Below are 15,794 nucleotides of genomic sequence, written 5' to 3' on the forward strand. Positions count from 1 at the left end.
GACCATCCCTCCCTTTTGTTTTCAAAAGGGACGGGGCACGCCCCCGTCCCTTGCCAATCTGTGCCGCTTCTTTAGGCATGGGTATGATGCAGCGCGCAGCGGTTTGGGCCGATTTCAAGCTCCCGCTCTGTTTCAATATCAACGGTTTTGAGCCCGCGGTTGATGGCGACAATGTCTTCAAAGTTCGGTGGTGTTTCGGTATTGGCGCTTTGGATGACAAGATCGATGAATTCGTCTTTCGGTTTGTTTTGCATCATCTCATTGCGGGCGCGGATGCGGCCTAGCGTATCGCCGACATACCCCTCCGCGTTGATTTCTTCATCTAAGTTCGCGTAATGAGCCGGCAAGACGATCACATCATCCGCCATGGCCGCGACTTTTTCGTACACGGTGTCATACAAATCCGCCGCCCATTCCGCCACCTTGCCGCCGAGGTCCGGCCGCCCGAGACCGCCGACAAAGATCGTGTCACCCGAGAACAACCATTTGCCGTTGACAAAGAACGAGACGCTGCCTGGCGTATGCCCCGGCGTTTTCACTGCCAACACTTCCAAATGAACGTTTTCGAAGTCGATCGTTTCATGTTGCTCGAGCGGCTCGAAATCAAACACCGCTCCCTCGCTTTTCATCAAGTAGTACGTCGCTCCGGTTCGTTCGGCCAGCGCCTTGCCGCCGGAAAGATGGTCGGCATGCAAGTGCGAGTCCACGATATGCGTGATCTTTACCCCTTCTTGTTGGGCGGCTTGTTCGTACACATCGATAAACCGCAACGGATCGACGACAAGCGCTTCGCTTCCGGAGATGACCATATACGACAGGCATCCTTTGCCGACGCGGATGAATTGGTAAATTTTCAACTGATCATCTTCGTATACTTTGGCTTGATGGAGATGCTCACTCCACGCCTGCATCCCGCCAGCGAGCGTATAAACGTTGTCAAATCCGGCTTCCGTCAGCTGTTCGGCGACAAACGCCGCCGATCCGCCCTTCGCGCACACCACGACGATGTCTTTGTCTTTCGGAAGACGGTCGACAATCGAGTCAACCCCATCAATCAATTCAAAATACGGCACGTTCAAATAGTCAAAGTTTTCCCCTTCGATTTTCCAATCGCGAAAATCGCCTTCGTTGCGGACGTCCAAGATGAACAGCGATTCTTTGTTTAACACCTTTTCCGTCATTTGTTGCACGGTCATTTCTTTCACCATATTATCATACCCCCCAATGTATATTTGATTGTTGAAAAAGGCCGCTCCATTACGATTGAGCGGAATCAAGCGGCCCGTTCCATTGCGACATGCCTGGAATGACGTTGCGCACACGGTCAAATCCTTTTTCGGCCAGCTTTTGCGCAGCCAAATCGCTCCGTGTCCCTGTGCGGCACACGACGTAAATCGTTTTGTCTTTCGGAAGCTCGGCCATCCGATTCTCGAGCTCCCCAAGCGGAATCGAAACGGCGCCCGGAATATGGCCAAACGCATACTCCGCCGGTTCGCGGACATCCAAGACAAACGAATCAGGATCGTGAAGTTTTTCTTGCAATTCTTCATTCGATACGACATGAGGGAATGTCGTTTCTTTGCGTGTTTCATTTTCCGCTGACTTGCGGATATAATGTTTCAAAACCCCATTTTCTTCAATTGTTCCTAAATATTGATGCCCTGTGCTTTCCGCCCATGCTTTGATATCGGCTTTGGATCCCTTATCCGTCGCCTGCACTTCCAGCACTTGGCCTGGCTGCAGCTCATTGATGGCTTTTTTCGTGCGAACGATCGGCATCGGGCAGGACAATCCTTTCGCGTCTACCGTCATATCGACTTTAATCATTGGCAGATTCCCTCCTTGATGGTTTATTCGATCGGTCCTTCCCAGGCGAGCATGCCGCCTGTCATGTTGACTACGCGGTAACCGCGGCTGTCAAGAAACTCCGCGGCACGGCCGCTCCGTCCGCCGGAACGGCAGACAAGAATATATTCTTCATTTTTGTCCAATTCATGCATGCGGAACTCAATCAAGCCGAGCGGAATGTTGACCGCTCCTGGAATTTTGCCTGCAGCGACTTCATCCGGCTCGCGCACGTCGATAATATGAAGAGATTCTCCTGCGCGAAGACGTTCTTCTACCTCTTTCGGTGTGATTGTTTTCATCATCATCCTCCTCTACTGCCAGGCGTTTAAGCCGCCTTTGACGTTCGTTACGTGCTGAAATCCCATTTTCTTTAACAATTTGCTCGCTTTTTGGCTTCGCATCCCGCTTTGGCAAATGACTATCACTTCTTTTTCTTTGGATAGTTCGTGAACGCGTGCTGTCAATTCGTGCAGCGGGATGTTCCGAAAACCTGGAAGATGGTAAGACTGAAACTCCATCGGGGTGCGCACATCAATATATTGCACCCCAGGTTCTTTCAACCGTCGTTTCAATTCCTCTGTTGTGATCATCCGCACCCCTTTCGGCGGGATGAAGCGGCTGGCTAAAAACCAAACAAGCAAAACAAACAGGATGATGTTGATGATCGTTTGCGACATATCATTCCCTCATTATTAAATAAATAAGTTCACGTTCCCTTCCGACGCATCAGCCAAATACGCGGCGACGCCGGCAAACTCAATGCCGTCGATCAATTCCTCCGGCTTCAGCCCAAGCAAATCGACCGTCATTTGGCAAGCGACGAGTTTCACGCCTTGCTCTTTCGCCATCTCGATCAATTGCGGAAGCGGCATGGCGTTATGTTTTTTGATCACCTTTTTAATCAACTTCGGGCCGATGCCGGCAAAATTCATGCGCGACAGCCCCATGCGGTCCGCGCCGCGCGGCATCATCTTCGCGAACATCTTTTCAAGAAATCCTTTCTGTACCGGAACCGGCGCCTCTTTCCGCAAGGCGTTCAGCCCCCAGAACGTATGAAAGATCGTCACGTCATGGTCGTAGGCAGCGGCGCCGTTGGCGATGATGTAAGCCGCCATCGCCTTGTCATAGTCGCCGCTGAACAAAATGATCGTCGTCTTTTTCTTCGGCTGTGTCATCTGGCTGCCTCCTCTCTAAATATACATATATGGGTATATTAAAACCTAAAAAATTATCCTTTTTGAATCCAGAACGTCAACACACCGTTTTCCTCTTTCATCTCAATGACCGTATGGCCGCTTGTTTTCGCCCATGCCGGCAAATCGTTTTTCGCCCCTTTATCGGTCGTTTGCACTTCCAGCACTTCTCCCGACTGCAATTCGTCCATCGCTTTTTTGGCTCTCACCACCGGCATCGGGCAAGCCAATCCTTTCGCATCCAATACTTTCGCTACGTTCATGATGATGACCTCCTTCACAACAGATTTTTATTACCATTACCCCTATGGGTATATTACTACAAGAAAAAGAACGTTGTCAACACCTTTTTGTTGATCAACGCATTAACGGCTTTTCACAAGCAGTTCCACTGCTTCTTTGACAAGACTGTCTGTGCTTTCTCCTTTTTCCATGCTTTCACGCAGGCAATGTTCCAAATTGGTGCTGACGATCACCGCAATGGCGCGGTCAATGGCATTGCGCGCCGCTGAAAGCTGGGAAACGACGCTCTTGCAGTCTTTCCCTTGTTCCATCATGCCAAGGACGCCTTTAATTTGTCCTTCAATCCGTTTTAAGCGGTTTTTGATCTCTTTATTATATTCCATCGGCTCGTTCGCCCCCTTTCTTGACAATCACAAGCCGTGATCGAATAGCTTTTCACCTCATAGCCATAACAGCGCAACAGCCGGATGCCGACGTTTTTTTCGATGGCATCCTGGGCAATGATATGAAGCGGCTTTCGCGGGATATGCCGAACATGCCGTTTCAAATACGCCACCGGAATATGCAACGCTTGGCCAAATATGGAGCCGTTGCTTTCATTATAATCGCGCAAGTCAAGAAGAAGCAAGCCGTCCGGCACCTCTTCTACCGGAAGGCATGGGATATGTTTGACAGGATAGTAGCGTCGATACAACGCTGCGCCCAAAAGAATGAGAAAGAATAACAAACTGCTGACGATCAACGGTTCACCCCCTCTATTCACCCTATGCACGATCATTATATACCCTATACGGTATAATGACAATAAGAAATATTTTCCTCAACAATTGGTTATTCCCAGCGAATCAAAAGACCATAGACAGCCGGGTGAAAACGGACAAGTTCCACGTTGCCCGCCTTTTGTTTCACATAGGAAAACAGTTCATCCGACGGAATCCGCTCATGGAGCGGCGGCCCCATTTCGCTTTCAATCGCTTCCCATTCGATCAACAGAAACTGCCCTTTTGGCTTCATCACGCGGCGAATTTCGTCAATGGCGGCTTCTTTTCGTTCCACTTCATGAAAGACGAACGCCATGATTCCTTTGTCCACCGAATGGGAAGGCAAGGCGGTTGAGGCGACATCCGCCACCTGATATTCAATGTTGGTGATCGCAAACTGCTGCGCCCGTTTTTTTAATAACTGGATCATCTCGGGCTGCACATCGATCGCGTACACTTTTCCGTTTGTCGCCTGCGCGAGAGGAATCGTAAAATAGCCATTCCCCGAGCCAAGATCCACGATCGTGTCATTCGGTTTCACAGACAACATCGAAATTGCCTGTTGCGGGTCGATCCATTCCTTGCGCTTCGGATCCAATAATCGTTCAGCATGTTCGTAATGAAAACGATGCCCTGTCATCCTTTTCCCTCCTATTCCTCACTTCAATTTCATTATACTCGTAAAGAGAGGAAAAAAGCCGGCATTGGAAAACGCCGGCTCCTTTTCCCTACCGAACGGCGCAACGGTTTGGACCGATTTCCATCTCCCGTTGTTCCTCTTCCGTCGGATGCAATTTCCCCATGTTGGTCTGCCGAATTTCCTTGTAAGCATTCGGCTGCGGCGGCAAGTTCTCCGTGACCGTTCGGCGGAATTCTTCATCGCTGGAAATATTTAAACCATGATTTTTTTCATAAAGAATCCCCAACCGTTCCGCCACACTGCCATCCTTATTCATTTCATTCGGCCCCATATAGTGCGCCGGCAATACAATCAGATCATCTGCAAGCTGTTTGTAGCGTCGATAAAGCGTCTCCCGCAGATCGCCGACCCAGTCTTGCGCTTTCCCAGCAAGATCCGGGCGTCCGATCGAGTCGATGAACAAAATATCACCGGTTAACAAATATTGATCGTCCACAATAAACGATGTACTACCGATCGTATGCCCCGGCGAATACAACGCTTCAATCACGACATGGCCGACGCGGATGCGGTCGCCATCTTGAATCGGTGTGTAGGTAAACGTCACCTCTTCCGCGTCTTTCGGTGGCAAGTAATACGTTGCACCCAGTTCTTCCGCCAACTTGCGCCCGCCAGAAATATGGTCGGCATGCAAGTGCGTATCGAGCACATGCTTGATTGTAATGCCGTGTTCGTTCGCAAAACGGACGTACGCGTCAGTCATGCGGTTCGTATCGATCAACGCCCCCTCGCCGTTCGATTCGACGAGATACGAGAGACACCCTTTGCCGAGGCGGACGAATTGGTAAATCGTTCCTCCGCTTTTCAGCTCGCCGATTTTCACTGGTTCCAAATGCTCGCTCCACGCCTTCATGCCACCTTCGATCGAATAAACGTCCGTATAGCCCGCCGCTTCCAACTGTTCTGCCACAAACTCCGACGAGCCGCCCTTCGCGCAAACGGCATAAATCGTTTTGCTTTTATCTTTTGGCAAACGGTCCAAATATGGTTCAATGCCATCCAACACTTCAAAATACGGAATATTGACGACCTCGACATGTCTCCCTTCAATCCGCCAATCGGCAAAATCTTCGGGGTTGCGAGCGTCCACAATGAACAGCTCCTCGCCGCGAATGATCTTATTGGCGATCTCTTTGACCGAAATCGTTTTTGCCAACGATATCCCCTCCTGATCTCATAGTTTCGTCAATGGTCCGTTATTCTCAACGATGATTCGCCTGATTCCACAATGCCATAATGGCATCCGGATCATACCCGAGCACCCAGCGGCCGTTAATCTCGATTTGCGGCACGCCCATTTGCCCGGTCGTTTCCACCAGCCTCCGCGCCGCTTCCGGATCGAGCTCGACATTCACTTCCTTAAACGGAATCCCTTGAGCGCGCAAAAAGTTTTTCGCCATCACACAATACGGGCATGTCGTTGTTGTATAGACAGTGACTTGTGCCATATTCTCCTTCCTCCTCTCCCTTATTAGAAGGCCAATGTAATATCGGCGTCTTTCGCAAACTGCAGGAACGTCGCCGCCCCCGCCACCTCAATACCATCGACGAATTGGTCTTTGTCAAGCCCCATGACATCCATCGTCATTTGGCAAGCGATCAGCTTCACACCCATCTCTTGCGCCATTTGAAGCAATTCGGCAATCGATGGAACGTTCGCTTTTTGGAACCCTTGTTGAAAATGTTCTTTCCCTTCAGGAATCGGCAATTGTTTGTGCGCTTCTTTATGGATGAGATTCAACCCTTCAAACGTGAAAAACACGCCGACTTCTGCGTCTGCCGCCGCAGCGGCTGTCGCGATGTTGAACACCTTGTACGCATCAAACAACCCGCCGTTTGCTGCAATGATTGCCACTTTCATGCAAACAACCTCCTTATGTTTTTCGTTCATTATGTTTTATTGTCTGCCTCAAATTTATACACATATACACGTTTTTGTTATATACATATACGTGTATATGTATGTTACAGATATAATATTATCGAATTGTTTGTCTTTTGTCAACAGGAAAATACGCATCCAATTCTAAAAAAATAAAAAAGCAGCAAAACAAAGGCTGCTTTCAAAGCGTGCAAAATTGTTTTCCATATTTTTGCCTCGGGTTCGACAGTGATTCACTTGGTGACCCTTAAATGCAACATCAAACATAAGTTCATCCCCCTTTATCAGAGATCCATACCGAGGACCTACCTGTAAATATTTTACTTCTGCGCATTATAAGGAAACATCCGCCTACCTTCTGCTCCGAGTTATTAGCAAAAAAGCGGCTTTCGCCCAACCTTCTCATGACTGTCAAAACCATTTCCCATCTTTAACATTATACCTTTCTTACAGTGAAAAATTTCCTCAACAACCATGGCCCTGGCGCAAATCCTAGCGCCAGCTCCCATGCACCGACACCTGCAATCTGAAATTGGCGGGCCAATTTCATTTTCTGTCCCATGCTTCTGACATCTTCAAACCATACCTCATGAATGTTTCCAAGTTCATCAGTATATCGAAAAAACGGCGATTCATATTGAAACGAATATTGAATCGGTGATTGGTAACGCATGGCGGTTAAAACCGCCTCTTGGTTGGAGAGAGCATCCGCCGATGTCCCAGGCTGGTATGGAATGATCCAATCGTATCCATATAACGGGAGTCCGAGCAAGATTTTTTTTCGGGGCACGCGCTCGACGGCAAACTGAAGCGTCGATCTCACCTCACCAATTGGTGCAACTGGGCCAGGTTCACTTGTTAAATGGTGCCAATCGTACGCCATAATAAACATATAGTCGACGACAGCGCCAATGCCGCCGTAATCGTAGCCTCTTAGCCAAGGGATCTCCTCGCTCGTTTTCGCTGGAACGGCGATCGTCAAAACATATCCAGCCGGTTTTAACCGATCGCGCAACTGACGCAAAAAGCCAGTAAACAAATCACGATCCTCGCCGCGAACTTGCTCGAAGTCAATATTGACGCCACCATAGCCTTTTCGTGATACTAAATAAAAGATGTTCTCGACCAAATTCGCCCTTGCTTCCGGATTGTTCAGCACTTGGCTTGCCAGTCTCGTACTAAATCCTTCCGATGTTAGGTTCGTCACTACCGCAATGGGCGTCACGCGGTTTTGCCATGCTGTTTCAATCGCTGCGGCGTCATCCCGCGTAGTGACAATGTCGCCATTAGGGGCAAAGCGATATTCGAACAGGGCAATGTACGATGAATAGGGGGCAAAATCTCGCACGAGCGTCCGATCTAAGTTCGGTTCGCGGAGAGTGTAATAGGCTAACGTTATGGCTTGATACCAGGAAATATCAGGAATATAAATTTTCATTCCCGGATGCATTCTGTACGGATCCACCGCCGGATTGGCTGCCCGCAACTGTTCGACCGTCACAAATGCTTTCCGTGCGATGGCGCTTAGTGTGTCCCCTGGCTGCACTGTATACGTATAGCTGGGAACAAGCAATGCTTGACCAGGAACAATATTCGTTTCAACTAAGCCATTGACAAGGCGCAGACTTTCCAGCGGATAATCGTATCGCCTGCCGATTGAAAAAAGCGTATCCCCAGGCTGAACAGTGTGGATAAACATGATCATCCCTCCATTTCATCAATCAACAAAGTTTCGTCGCCGGTATGATAATATATATATGCCTGTTGCTTGCGCCTGCACCTTGTCTTGCTATCTTCTGTACCCCATGTATGTGCTCTACTCCCCATTATGGCATGTATGATACCCCCTGGAGCGTTCTCCTTTTTTTATACTGCACATTGAACTCCCCTTCTTCCTTCCTGTAAGACAAGTGAGGGGGCGCCTTGTATCGCGGACTCCTCCTTGTATGTAATCTCCAATACATCCTAGTATCGATTTGATTGAGCGAACCACGACAGTCAATTGCCGTTCTTTTGTTTTATTCTCATTTGCTTGTGCGCTACTCTTAATCCTAAAACAGGACAAAACAAAAAGCGGCCAAAAAGCCGCTGTTAAAGCAAGGTAAAAAAATAATATCCAAACAATCCGGTGATCAGCAGCAACAGAGAAGCCAAAAACCAAATCAGCGGGCGTGACGGCCGGAACGTTTGTTCATTAATTTGTTTCGTCTTCACGACATAACTAATGGCAGAAAACACAATCGTGCAGATGGAAATCACCACCGCCAATGCTCCAATCAATCGGACAATGGCCGTGGACAATGCGTTGCTCGTTGATTTTTCATGCAAATTGATCATTAAAAAAGCAATTCCAATAATGGCAATCGAGGTGCGAATCCAGGCGAGAAACGTCCGTTCATTGGCTAAGTGTTGCTGAATATATTTGGAGTCCTCTGTCGGTTGCTGTTTCGTCTCTTTCATCCATTATTTCCCCTTTTCTCTATCGACGATGTGCTTATTGGATCGATTCCATTTGATCCACCATCCAGTCATAACTCATCGGTCCAATCATTTTTTTCCGTATGATCCCTTTCGAATCAATGAGATAGCTTGTCGGAATCGCTTGAGCTTCGTATTGGCGGGATACCTCTCCTTTTTCATCAAGAACGACAGTAAACGTAATTCCATACTCCTGAATGAAGCGCGCGACATGTTCCGGCTGCCTTTCCGATTGGGTTAAATTGACCGCGACAATCTCCACTCTCTCATCTTTATACTGCTCGTAAAACTTTTGCATATTCGGCATTTCCGCACGACAAGGCGGACACCAAGTCGCCCATATGTTCACAATCACTCTTTTTCCGCGAAAATCTGATAGTCTCACTTTCTCCCCATTCAGCGTCCGCAATACAAAATCTGGCGCTCGATTTCCCACTTCAATTCCCTCGGCGACTTGGCCTTCGCTTTTTCCTCCATCTTTCACCGAAGAAGCCATGTTTTTGGACAACGTATCATAGATCGCCCACCCTGTCAAAATCAGAAGTACCAATACCACTGTTGCTTTCTTCAACCTTCTCCCCCCTTGCGTTGTTAAAAGGAAAAAATAGAATAACTCGATAACAAGGCGCTAATTTTCGCCATTTGCCCAGTATAAAGCAAAACGCCGAGTACAACGAGCAACCAGCCATTAACCTTCGATAACAGTGGAAGCCAACGATTCACATTTTTTACGATTTGCAGTGATTTCGTCATGGCAAGAGAGAGAAGCAAAAATGGCACACCCAACCCTAAAGAATAAACCAAGAGAAGCACCATCCCGCTATATAACGTTTCCGTTGAACTAGCCAATAGTAAAATGGATGACAGTGTCAATCCTACACAAGGCGTCCATCCAGCCGCAAACGCCATTCCGACAAATATGGAACTTAACCATCCTTTTGCCTTACTTGTGCTTGTGTCCCAACGTTTTTCCTTCATCAGCAGACGAAAAGAGAGAATGCCAGCCATCTGCAAACCGAATATGATAATAAACAAACCGGCAAGTTTTTCAATAAACTCGCGATATTGAACCAACATCTGTCCAATCGCACTTGCCGTCGCTCCCATCAGTACAAAAATGACACTGAATCCGCCAATAAACGCAAGAGAGCGCATGAGGATCTCCCGTTTTCCGCCCCGGATTCTGTTTTCCCTTATTGGAGTGCCTGTCAAATGAGCAACATAGGCAGGAACAAGGGGAAAAATGCAAGGGGAAAAGAAAGAAAGCGCTCCTGCAACGAAAGCGAATATCACTGACATATGGATCGACATCCTTTCAATTCAGTCACATTTCAAGAAAAGAGCAGCACATCTTTATTTCGAGTTTCGAACTCCTGTCCGATATCCCATCACTTCGCTATCATCCAAATCATCCATTGCCCGCCTCCCCATATCGTTAAAAATAGATACGTATACTCCGCCCTTTCAAGAGGATTTCGCTGCCAAATCGTCCACAACATCACTACGGCGGCAAGGAACAGCTGATATAAGTGAATCGGATGGAGAGCAAACAAAAAATGATCCAACGGCGGTCCGTATTGCCGTTCGAACAAATAGTAAACAAAATGCGCCCCTAAATAAACCACTATCGTCGAATTCACCAACAAATGCATAGGAATATTTTGGCGATAGGTGCGAAATATAGTCACGGTGGCAGCCGTCACCGCCCCAAGCATCACACCTCGATCTCCACCTGGCAAATACAACACCCCAAGCGGATTGTGCCATAACAAAGAAGGATCCATTAATACTGGGCTGATTTTCCAAACAACCAAGTAAACGAACACGCCGTCTATTAACAATTGTTGTATGCATCTCCGCTGTTCGCTTGAACCCGTCCAGACAACACGCCAAAACAAATACCCCCCAGCTCCAGCAACTAACCAAATGAGCCAGCTCGTGCGAATAAGCAAAGGCCCCACATCAATGACATCATTCATGTTCCGCACTCCCAACGTTGGATGCTCTCCAATGACGAGAAAACCTTTCATTCCTTTATCATCAATTGAAAACAATGCAAATGAATTTTTATACAACTACTCCTATGGGTATATTAGCCCCCAATCTAGACGTTGTCAACCAGTGGTATTAGATAAAATAAAACAAGCAAAAAATAGCCCTTATCTGCGGATCTCCAAATAGAATGGAGTGCCACCTATCCTTCAAAAGGAGAGTCCCTATACAAGAGCACTTTCATTTTTCTACAGAATCAAGCCAGACTTCAAAAAACCATATGCCGCCATTTTCTTTTTTGTCTCTGCTCAACTATCATTGATTCAGATGCATCTTCATCGCCGCAACCGCCTGGTCAATCAGGAAGATGCCGTGGACATGGCGACTTACCTTGTCAGGAAAGTTGCTGAGCTTTTCTTCCGAACGGGCATGACATCACTTTGCCACTGTTTTCAAAGTTTCATCCAGCCGCATACGTGAATAGACTCCAGCAAGAAAGGGTAGCAAGGCCACGATCCCGATTGCCCATGTGACTCCTAATAAATCTGCTATTATTCCAGCAATTAACGCCCCGAACGCATAACCACTATCTCTCCAAAAACGGTACACTCCCATTGAAGATGCGCGCCAGTTAGGTGATGCAACATCACCAATTGCTGCCTGCAAGGTCGGATAAACCATTGCTGTACCCAAACCTAAAAGAATAGCACCTAAAATCCATAAAGAAAAACTGTTAACAAATAAGATAAACCAAAGGGCAAATGCTTGTGTCCACATTCCATAGGTAATTAATTTTTTCCTTCCGACTTTATCACTCAATACTCCCGTAAACAACTGAAAAAATCCCCATGCGGCTGGATATACGGCTACTATTGTACCTGTTTGGCTAACACTTAAACCTACAGTAGTAAAATATAAAGGAAATAGCCCCCAAGCCATCCCATCTTTCAAATTGGTTGCCAATCCAGAAAAACTAATACTAGAAAGGTTTTTATCTTTCCATGTTGTTAAGTTAAATACCTCTTTGGATGATAAATTATTAATGCTCTCATTTTTTGTAGCATTATCTCGAATTTGAATCTTTAGATGTTGCCCAGTATCCTTTACAATTAAAGATAATAAAATTCCAATAATGACAATACCGATCCCTAAATAAAATGGTTCTGGTCTTAATGAGTAGGAAGAAGCAACATAACCTGATACTGCAGCCATTATTGCCACACCAGAATATCCCGCGAATTCATTTAAACCTACTGCCGTTCCTCTTTGGTTCGCTTTGGAAATGTCTATCTTCATATTAACTGTCATTGACCAAGTCAGTCCTTGGTTAATACCTAACAAAATATTTGCAAATACAATTACCCACCATGCATGTGCTAAAATAGTGAGAATAGGTACAAATAAACCAACGACCCAACCTAACAAGAGAACTCTTTTCCTGCCAAACTTATCAGCAATTTGCCCTGCAAAATAATTTACAATCGCCTTAGAAAAACCAAAACTAATGATAAAGGAAAGAGCTGCGCTTGCAGAAGCCAAACCAAACTGTTCCTCACCTAATAACGGTAGAACAGTTCGTTCAATCCCTACCATTGATCCAACAAATAAATTGGTAACGACTAATAAAATAAATTGATATAAATTTTCCTTGATCCCGATTTTTTTAGACATTACTTTCACCTCCTAAAGGGCTGGTGATTTAGTACAAAAGGTTGCTGATCCCAGACGTTTTTCAATTAGATAAACCTTGCGAGACGATCTTTCTTTTTTGGCGAAATGCCGCTGATTTGCACGTGACAGCTATTTTTCACCTACCTTCTAAGAGTATGTCCCAAAAGTGTTGAGACATATCTTTCATTATTACACCTTTTGATTCGTGGGAGGCAAGAGGGAGATCGATGACGAATACCGATTCATCCTCCGCTTACGCTCATGCGTGGAAGTGGGGGCTTCTCGGTTTAGAATGATAAAGAAGTATGAGAAAGAAGTCAATGATTCACTCACACATCTTTCAAGCCCACCCAGAACGAGACGACGACCGACAGTCCAACGATAATCATCGGTGCATACGTGATCAAAAACGTTTGCATCATCCTTTTCCTCCTTCCCATTTTCCTTTGACGTACGTTTTGTTAAACAAAAAGAGGCGCATCAGCAAATAGAGCGATGGAATCAAAAGCAACAAGCCAGCAATAAACGCAACGATCAGCGCAATGGCCATTGTCTCATTCGTAAACCCGTCGTAAATTGTCAGATACGGGTAAAGCAAATACGGATAGTGCGAAATACCGTAGGCGTAAAAGGCGAACGCATATTGACACAAAAGCGCAATAAACGCCCAGCCGAACCGCCGTTGCCGCCAAAGAAGCCAAACGGTGAGCGCAAAAAAGAGAAAAGAAACGCCAAACATCCAGGCCATGTTCCACAAATTTGCGTAATGTTCAGGATTATGGTAGCGCAGCTGGTAAATAATGAGCAGTGCTGATAACATCGTCGGCCCGCTCCAAATAAGAGCATAGCGGCGCAACAGCGCTCGCGCTCGTTCATCCCCGGCCGCGTCTGCATAATACGTCAAAAACACAGCGGAAATGTACAAAACGCTTGTGACGCTTAACAGCACGATGCTCCATGACAGCGGGCTGGCAAACAACTTGCCGTAATCAAGCATCAGGGAGTCTCCGTTTTTTTCAGCAAATCCGCCTTCTGAAATCGTCAAGACGATGGACAGCGATGCCGGGATGAACAATCCTGTCAATCCGTAAGCGAGCAAATACCAGTTCCGCTCCGTCCCCCCGTACGTGTGAAACGCGTAGTATGAACCGCGGATGGCAAGCAAAATAATCGAAAGGCTGGCCGGAACGAGCAAAATCGATCCGTAATAATAAGCTGTCTTCGGGAAAAAGCCGACGATGCCGACAAAGAAAAAGACGAGAAAAACGTTCGTCACTTCCCACACCGGCGAAAGGTAGCGCTGAATGATGCGATGCAAAATATGCTGTTTGTTCGCCCAATGGCTGTAGGCACTGAAAAAACCAGCCCCGAAGTCGATCGAAGCGATAATAATATAACCAAACAGAAACAGCCATAACACCGAAATGCCAATAACTTCAAGCGTCATAGTGCCACCTCCCCGTTGCCATTGCCCTCCGCCAATTCCCGCTCAACCGGGTTGCGGCGGAACAAACGAACAAGGACTATTACGCTTGCGATTCCTAACACGAGGTATAGCAGGCAAAACAAGACAAGCATCATATCGACATGGGCAGATGATGTCGCGGCCTCTGCTGTTTTCATATAGCCGCGCAAAATCCACGGCTGCCGTCCGACTTCCGCCAAGTACCATCCGGCCTCAATCGCGATCATTGACAGCGGCCCTCCCGCCGCTAACAGGCCAAAAAACCATTTTTTCGTCGTCCATTTCCACCGAAAAACCGACCCGAGCCAATACGCCGTTGCGACCAACATTAAAAATACGCCAATTGCCACCATCATATCGAATAAATAATGAATGTACAGCGGCGGCCGCTCATCTTTTGGAATGTCATTCAGTCCGGTCACAATGGCGCCGGGATGGTTATGAGCTAGGACGCTAAGGGCGTATGGAATTTTCAGCGCGTATTTCACTTCACCGTCTTCTTCAAGCATACCAAAAAACACAAGCGGCGCATGGGAACTCGTTTCGAAATGCCATTCAGCGGCCGCGAGCTTCTCCGGCTGATAGACAGCCAAAAATTTTCCTGACAAATCGCCAACAAGGGCGCTCGCTATCGAAAAAATCAACGCCGCTTTCATCGTTAAATGAAGCGCCTTGCGATGATAAATGTGCCTGTTGCCTTTGAGCAAATGCCAAGCAGCAATCGAAGCAAGAACAAACGCCGATGTCATATACGCCGTCGCCAGCACATGGGCGACTTTCGTCGGCATCGCTGGGTTGAACATCGCCGCGATCGGGTCGATGTTGACAATCTCACCGTTTTTCAGCGCAAACCCTTGCGGTGTGTTCATAAACGCGTTCACCATCGTAATAAACATCGCGGACGCCGAAGAACCGACCGCCACCGGAATAAGCAAAAGCAAATGTTTTTTCTGGTTTTCGAATCGATCCCATGTGTACAAATAAATACCGAGAAAAATGGCCTCAAAAAAGAACGCGAACGTCTCCATAAACAGCGGCAGACTGATCACCTGGCCAGCCAGCTGCATAAAATGCGGCCATAAAAGCGACAGCTGCAAGCCGATCGCCGTCCCGGTCACAACGCCGACCGCCACTGTAATGACAAAGCCGCGCGTCCAACGGCGGGCGAGCAAAACATAATGCATATCGTTTTTGCGGATCCCGACCCACTGGGCGATGGCGATCATAAGCGGAATCCCGACGCCGATCGTGGCATAAATAATATGGAACGTTAATGTTAACTCGGTCAATACGCGGCTGAACCACACCGGATCGTATTCGCGCACGGTTCATCCCCCCTAAGAAAATAGTCGGCTGATCAACGAAACAAACACGGCTGCCGCCGCCAAAAAACTAATCCATACAAGCCATATTTCTTGCCGTTTCCCCACGATCATCCTCTCCCATCGACATTCATGCACAACAAATTTTATGATAAATATCACAAACTAGTCATTTTTATTATCCCACAAAACATCCTCGTCTTATCCCTTACAAATGCGAATGATTTGTGACATTTTTC

Annotated in this window: 21 protein-coding genes and 1 pseudogene; 1 reads left to right on the forward strand and 21 read right to left on the reverse strand. The window is 47.1% G+C overall.

What is annotated here, in order from left to right:
- Positions 1 to 71: 71 nt before the first annotated feature.
- The 17 genes from GYMC52_RS10235 to GYMC52_RS10315 all read right to left on the reverse strand — a co-directional run bounded on the left by GYMC52_RS10235 (position 72) and on the right by GYMC52_RS10315 (position 11,180).
- Positions 72 to 1,208: an MBL fold metallo-hydrolase gene (locus tag GYMC52_RS10235; protein ID WP_013524022.1), complete on the reverse strand. Its 1,137-nt coding sequence runs from the start codon at positions 1,206 to 1,208 to the stop codon at positions 72 to 74.
- Positions 1,209 to 1,257: 49 nt separating this feature from the next.
- Positions 1,258 to 1,827 carry a sulfurtransferase TusA family protein gene (locus GYMC52_RS10240; protein WP_013145020.1) on the reverse strand — a complete coding sequence of 190 codons (570 nt, stop codon included), beginning with the start codon at positions 1,825 to 1,827 and terminating at the stop codon, positions 1,258 to 1,260.
- A 23-nt stretch (positions 1,828 to 1,850) separates the two neighbouring features.
- Entirely contained in the window at positions 1,851 to 2,147 is a 297-nt protein-coding gene (locus tag GYMC52_RS10245) for a rhodanese-like domain-containing protein (protein WP_013145019.1), read from the reverse strand.
- Between the two features lie 12 nt (positions 2,148 to 2,159).
- Complete coding sequence (locus GYMC52_RS10250) at positions 2,160 to 2,525, reverse strand: rhodanese-like domain-containing protein (protein ID WP_013524023.1); 366 nt, start codon at positions 2,523 to 2,525, stop codon at positions 2,160 to 2,162.
- Between the two features lie 15 nt (positions 2,526 to 2,540).
- Positions 2,541 to 3,023, reverse strand: a complete 483-nt coding sequence (locus GYMC52_RS10255) for a DsrE/DsrF/DrsH-like family protein (protein WP_013524024.1) — start codon at positions 3,021 to 3,023, stop codon at positions 2,541 to 2,543.
- Positions 3,024 to 3,076: 53 nt separating this feature from the next.
- On the reverse strand, positions 3,077 to 3,304 hold the full coding sequence (locus tag GYMC52_RS10260) for a sulfurtransferase TusA family protein (RefSeq protein ID WP_013145016.1): 228 nt from the start codon (positions 3,302 to 3,304) through the stop codon (positions 3,077 to 3,079).
- 102 nt (positions 3,305 to 3,406) lie between these two features.
- Positions 3,407 to 3,667, reverse strand: coding sequence for a metal-sensitive transcriptional regulator (locus GYMC52_RS10265; RefSeq protein WP_013145015.1), 261 nt, complete (start codon positions 3,665 to 3,667; stop codon positions 3,407 to 3,409).
- Positions 3,634 to 4,026, reverse strand: a complete 393-nt coding sequence (locus tag GYMC52_RS10270) for a hypothetical protein (RefSeq protein ID WP_013524025.1) — start codon at positions 4,024 to 4,026, stop codon at positions 3,634 to 3,636. Before GYMC52_RS10270 ends, GYMC52_RS10265 begins: the two co-directional genes overlap by 34 nt.
- An 89-nt stretch (positions 4,027 to 4,115) precedes the next feature.
- Positions 4,116 to 4,685, reverse strand: coding sequence for a class I SAM-dependent methyltransferase (locus GYMC52_RS10275; protein ID WP_013524026.1), 570 nt, complete (start codon positions 4,683 to 4,685; stop codon positions 4,116 to 4,118).
- 88 nt (positions 4,686 to 4,773) lie between these two features.
- Positions 4,774 to 5,901, reverse strand: a complete 1,128-nt coding sequence (locus GYMC52_RS10280) for an MBL fold metallo-hydrolase (protein ID WP_013145012.1) — start codon at positions 5,899 to 5,901, stop codon at positions 4,774 to 4,776.
- Positions 5,902 to 5,947: 46 nt separating this feature from the next.
- Positions 5,948 to 6,193, reverse strand: coding sequence for a glutaredoxin family protein (locus GYMC52_RS10285; RefSeq protein WP_013145011.1), 246 nt, complete (start codon positions 6,191 to 6,193; stop codon positions 5,948 to 5,950).
- Positions 6,194 to 6,216: 23 nt separating this feature from the next.
- Positions 6,217 to 6,606 carry a DsrE/DsrF/DrsH-like family protein gene (locus GYMC52_RS10290; protein ID WP_011231562.1) on the reverse strand — a complete coding sequence of 130 codons (390 nt, stop codon included), beginning with the start codon at positions 6,604 to 6,606 and terminating at the stop codon, positions 6,217 to 6,219.
- A 457-nt stretch (positions 6,607 to 7,063) separates the two neighbouring features.
- Positions 7,064 to 8,326 carry a glycoside hydrolase family 18 protein gene (locus tag GYMC52_RS10295; RefSeq protein ID WP_013524027.1) on the reverse strand — a complete coding sequence of 421 codons (1,263 nt, stop codon included), beginning with the start codon at positions 8,324 to 8,326 and terminating at the stop codon, positions 7,064 to 7,066.
- 392 nt (positions 8,327 to 8,718) lie between these two features.
- Complete coding sequence (locus GYMC52_RS10300) at positions 8,719 to 9,087, reverse strand: YidH family protein (RefSeq protein WP_011231564.1); 369 nt, start codon at positions 9,085 to 9,087, stop codon at positions 8,719 to 8,721.
- Between the two features lie 34 nt (positions 9,088 to 9,121).
- Complete coding sequence (locus GYMC52_RS10305) at positions 9,122 to 9,676, reverse strand: peroxiredoxin family protein (protein ID WP_013524028.1); 555 nt, start codon at positions 9,674 to 9,676, stop codon at positions 9,122 to 9,124.
- A 20-nt stretch (positions 9,677 to 9,696) separates the two neighbouring features.
- A complete protein-coding gene (locus tag GYMC52_RS10310) occupies positions 9,697 to 10,404 on the reverse strand; it encodes a cytochrome c biogenesis CcdA family protein (RefSeq protein ID WP_013524029.1) in 708 nt (235 codons plus the stop codon).
- A gap of 89 nt (positions 10,405 to 10,493) precedes the next feature.
- On the reverse strand, positions 10,494 to 11,180 hold the full coding sequence (locus GYMC52_RS10315) for a hypothetical protein (protein WP_230982691.1): 687 nt from the start codon (positions 11,178 to 11,180) through the stop codon (positions 10,494 to 10,496).
- Between the two features lie 143 nt (positions 11,181 to 11,323).
- Here GYMC52_RS10315 and GYMC52_RS19300 point away from each other — a divergent pair.
- A pseudogene (locus GYMC52_RS19300) lies at positions 11,324 to 11,527 on the forward strand (IS982 family transposase); the annotation flags it as partial.
- Between the two features lie 5 nt (positions 11,528 to 11,532).
- Here the strand turns inward: GYMC52_RS19300 and GYMC52_RS10320 are convergent.
- From GYMC52_RS10320 to GYMC52_RS10330, 4 genes are all read right to left on the reverse strand, one after another.
- Positions 11,533 to 12,768 carry an MFS transporter gene (locus GYMC52_RS10320; RefSeq protein WP_013524031.1) on the reverse strand — a complete coding sequence of 412 codons (1,236 nt, stop codon included), beginning with the start codon at positions 12,766 to 12,768 and terminating at the stop codon, positions 11,533 to 11,535.
- 329 nt (positions 12,769 to 13,097) lie between these two features.
- Positions 13,098 to 13,190 carry a cytochrome bd oxidase small subunit CydS gene (cydS, locus tag GYMC52_RS20365; protein WP_013145009.1) on the reverse strand — a complete coding sequence of 31 codons (93 nt, stop codon included), beginning with the start codon at positions 13,188 to 13,190 and terminating at the stop codon, positions 13,098 to 13,100.
- Positions 13,187 to 14,215, reverse strand: a complete 1,029-nt coding sequence (locus GYMC52_RS10325; protein ID WP_011231569.1) for a cytochrome d ubiquinol oxidase subunit II — start codon at positions 14,213 to 14,215, stop codon at positions 13,187 to 13,189. Before GYMC52_RS10325 ends, cydS begins: the two co-directional genes overlap by 4 nt.
- A complete protein-coding gene (locus tag GYMC52_RS10330; RefSeq protein ID WP_013145008.1) occupies positions 14,212 to 15,558 on the reverse strand; it encodes a cytochrome ubiquinol oxidase subunit I in 1,347 nt (448 codons plus the stop codon). Before GYMC52_RS10330 ends, GYMC52_RS10325 begins: the two co-directional genes overlap by 4 nt.
- Positions 15,559 to 15,794 lie beyond the last annotated feature (236 nt).

The organism is Geobacillus sp. Y412MC52, assembly GCF_000174795.2.
Lineage (GTDB): Bacteria > Bacillota > Bacilli > Bacillales > Anoxybacillaceae > Geobacillus > Geobacillus thermoleovorans.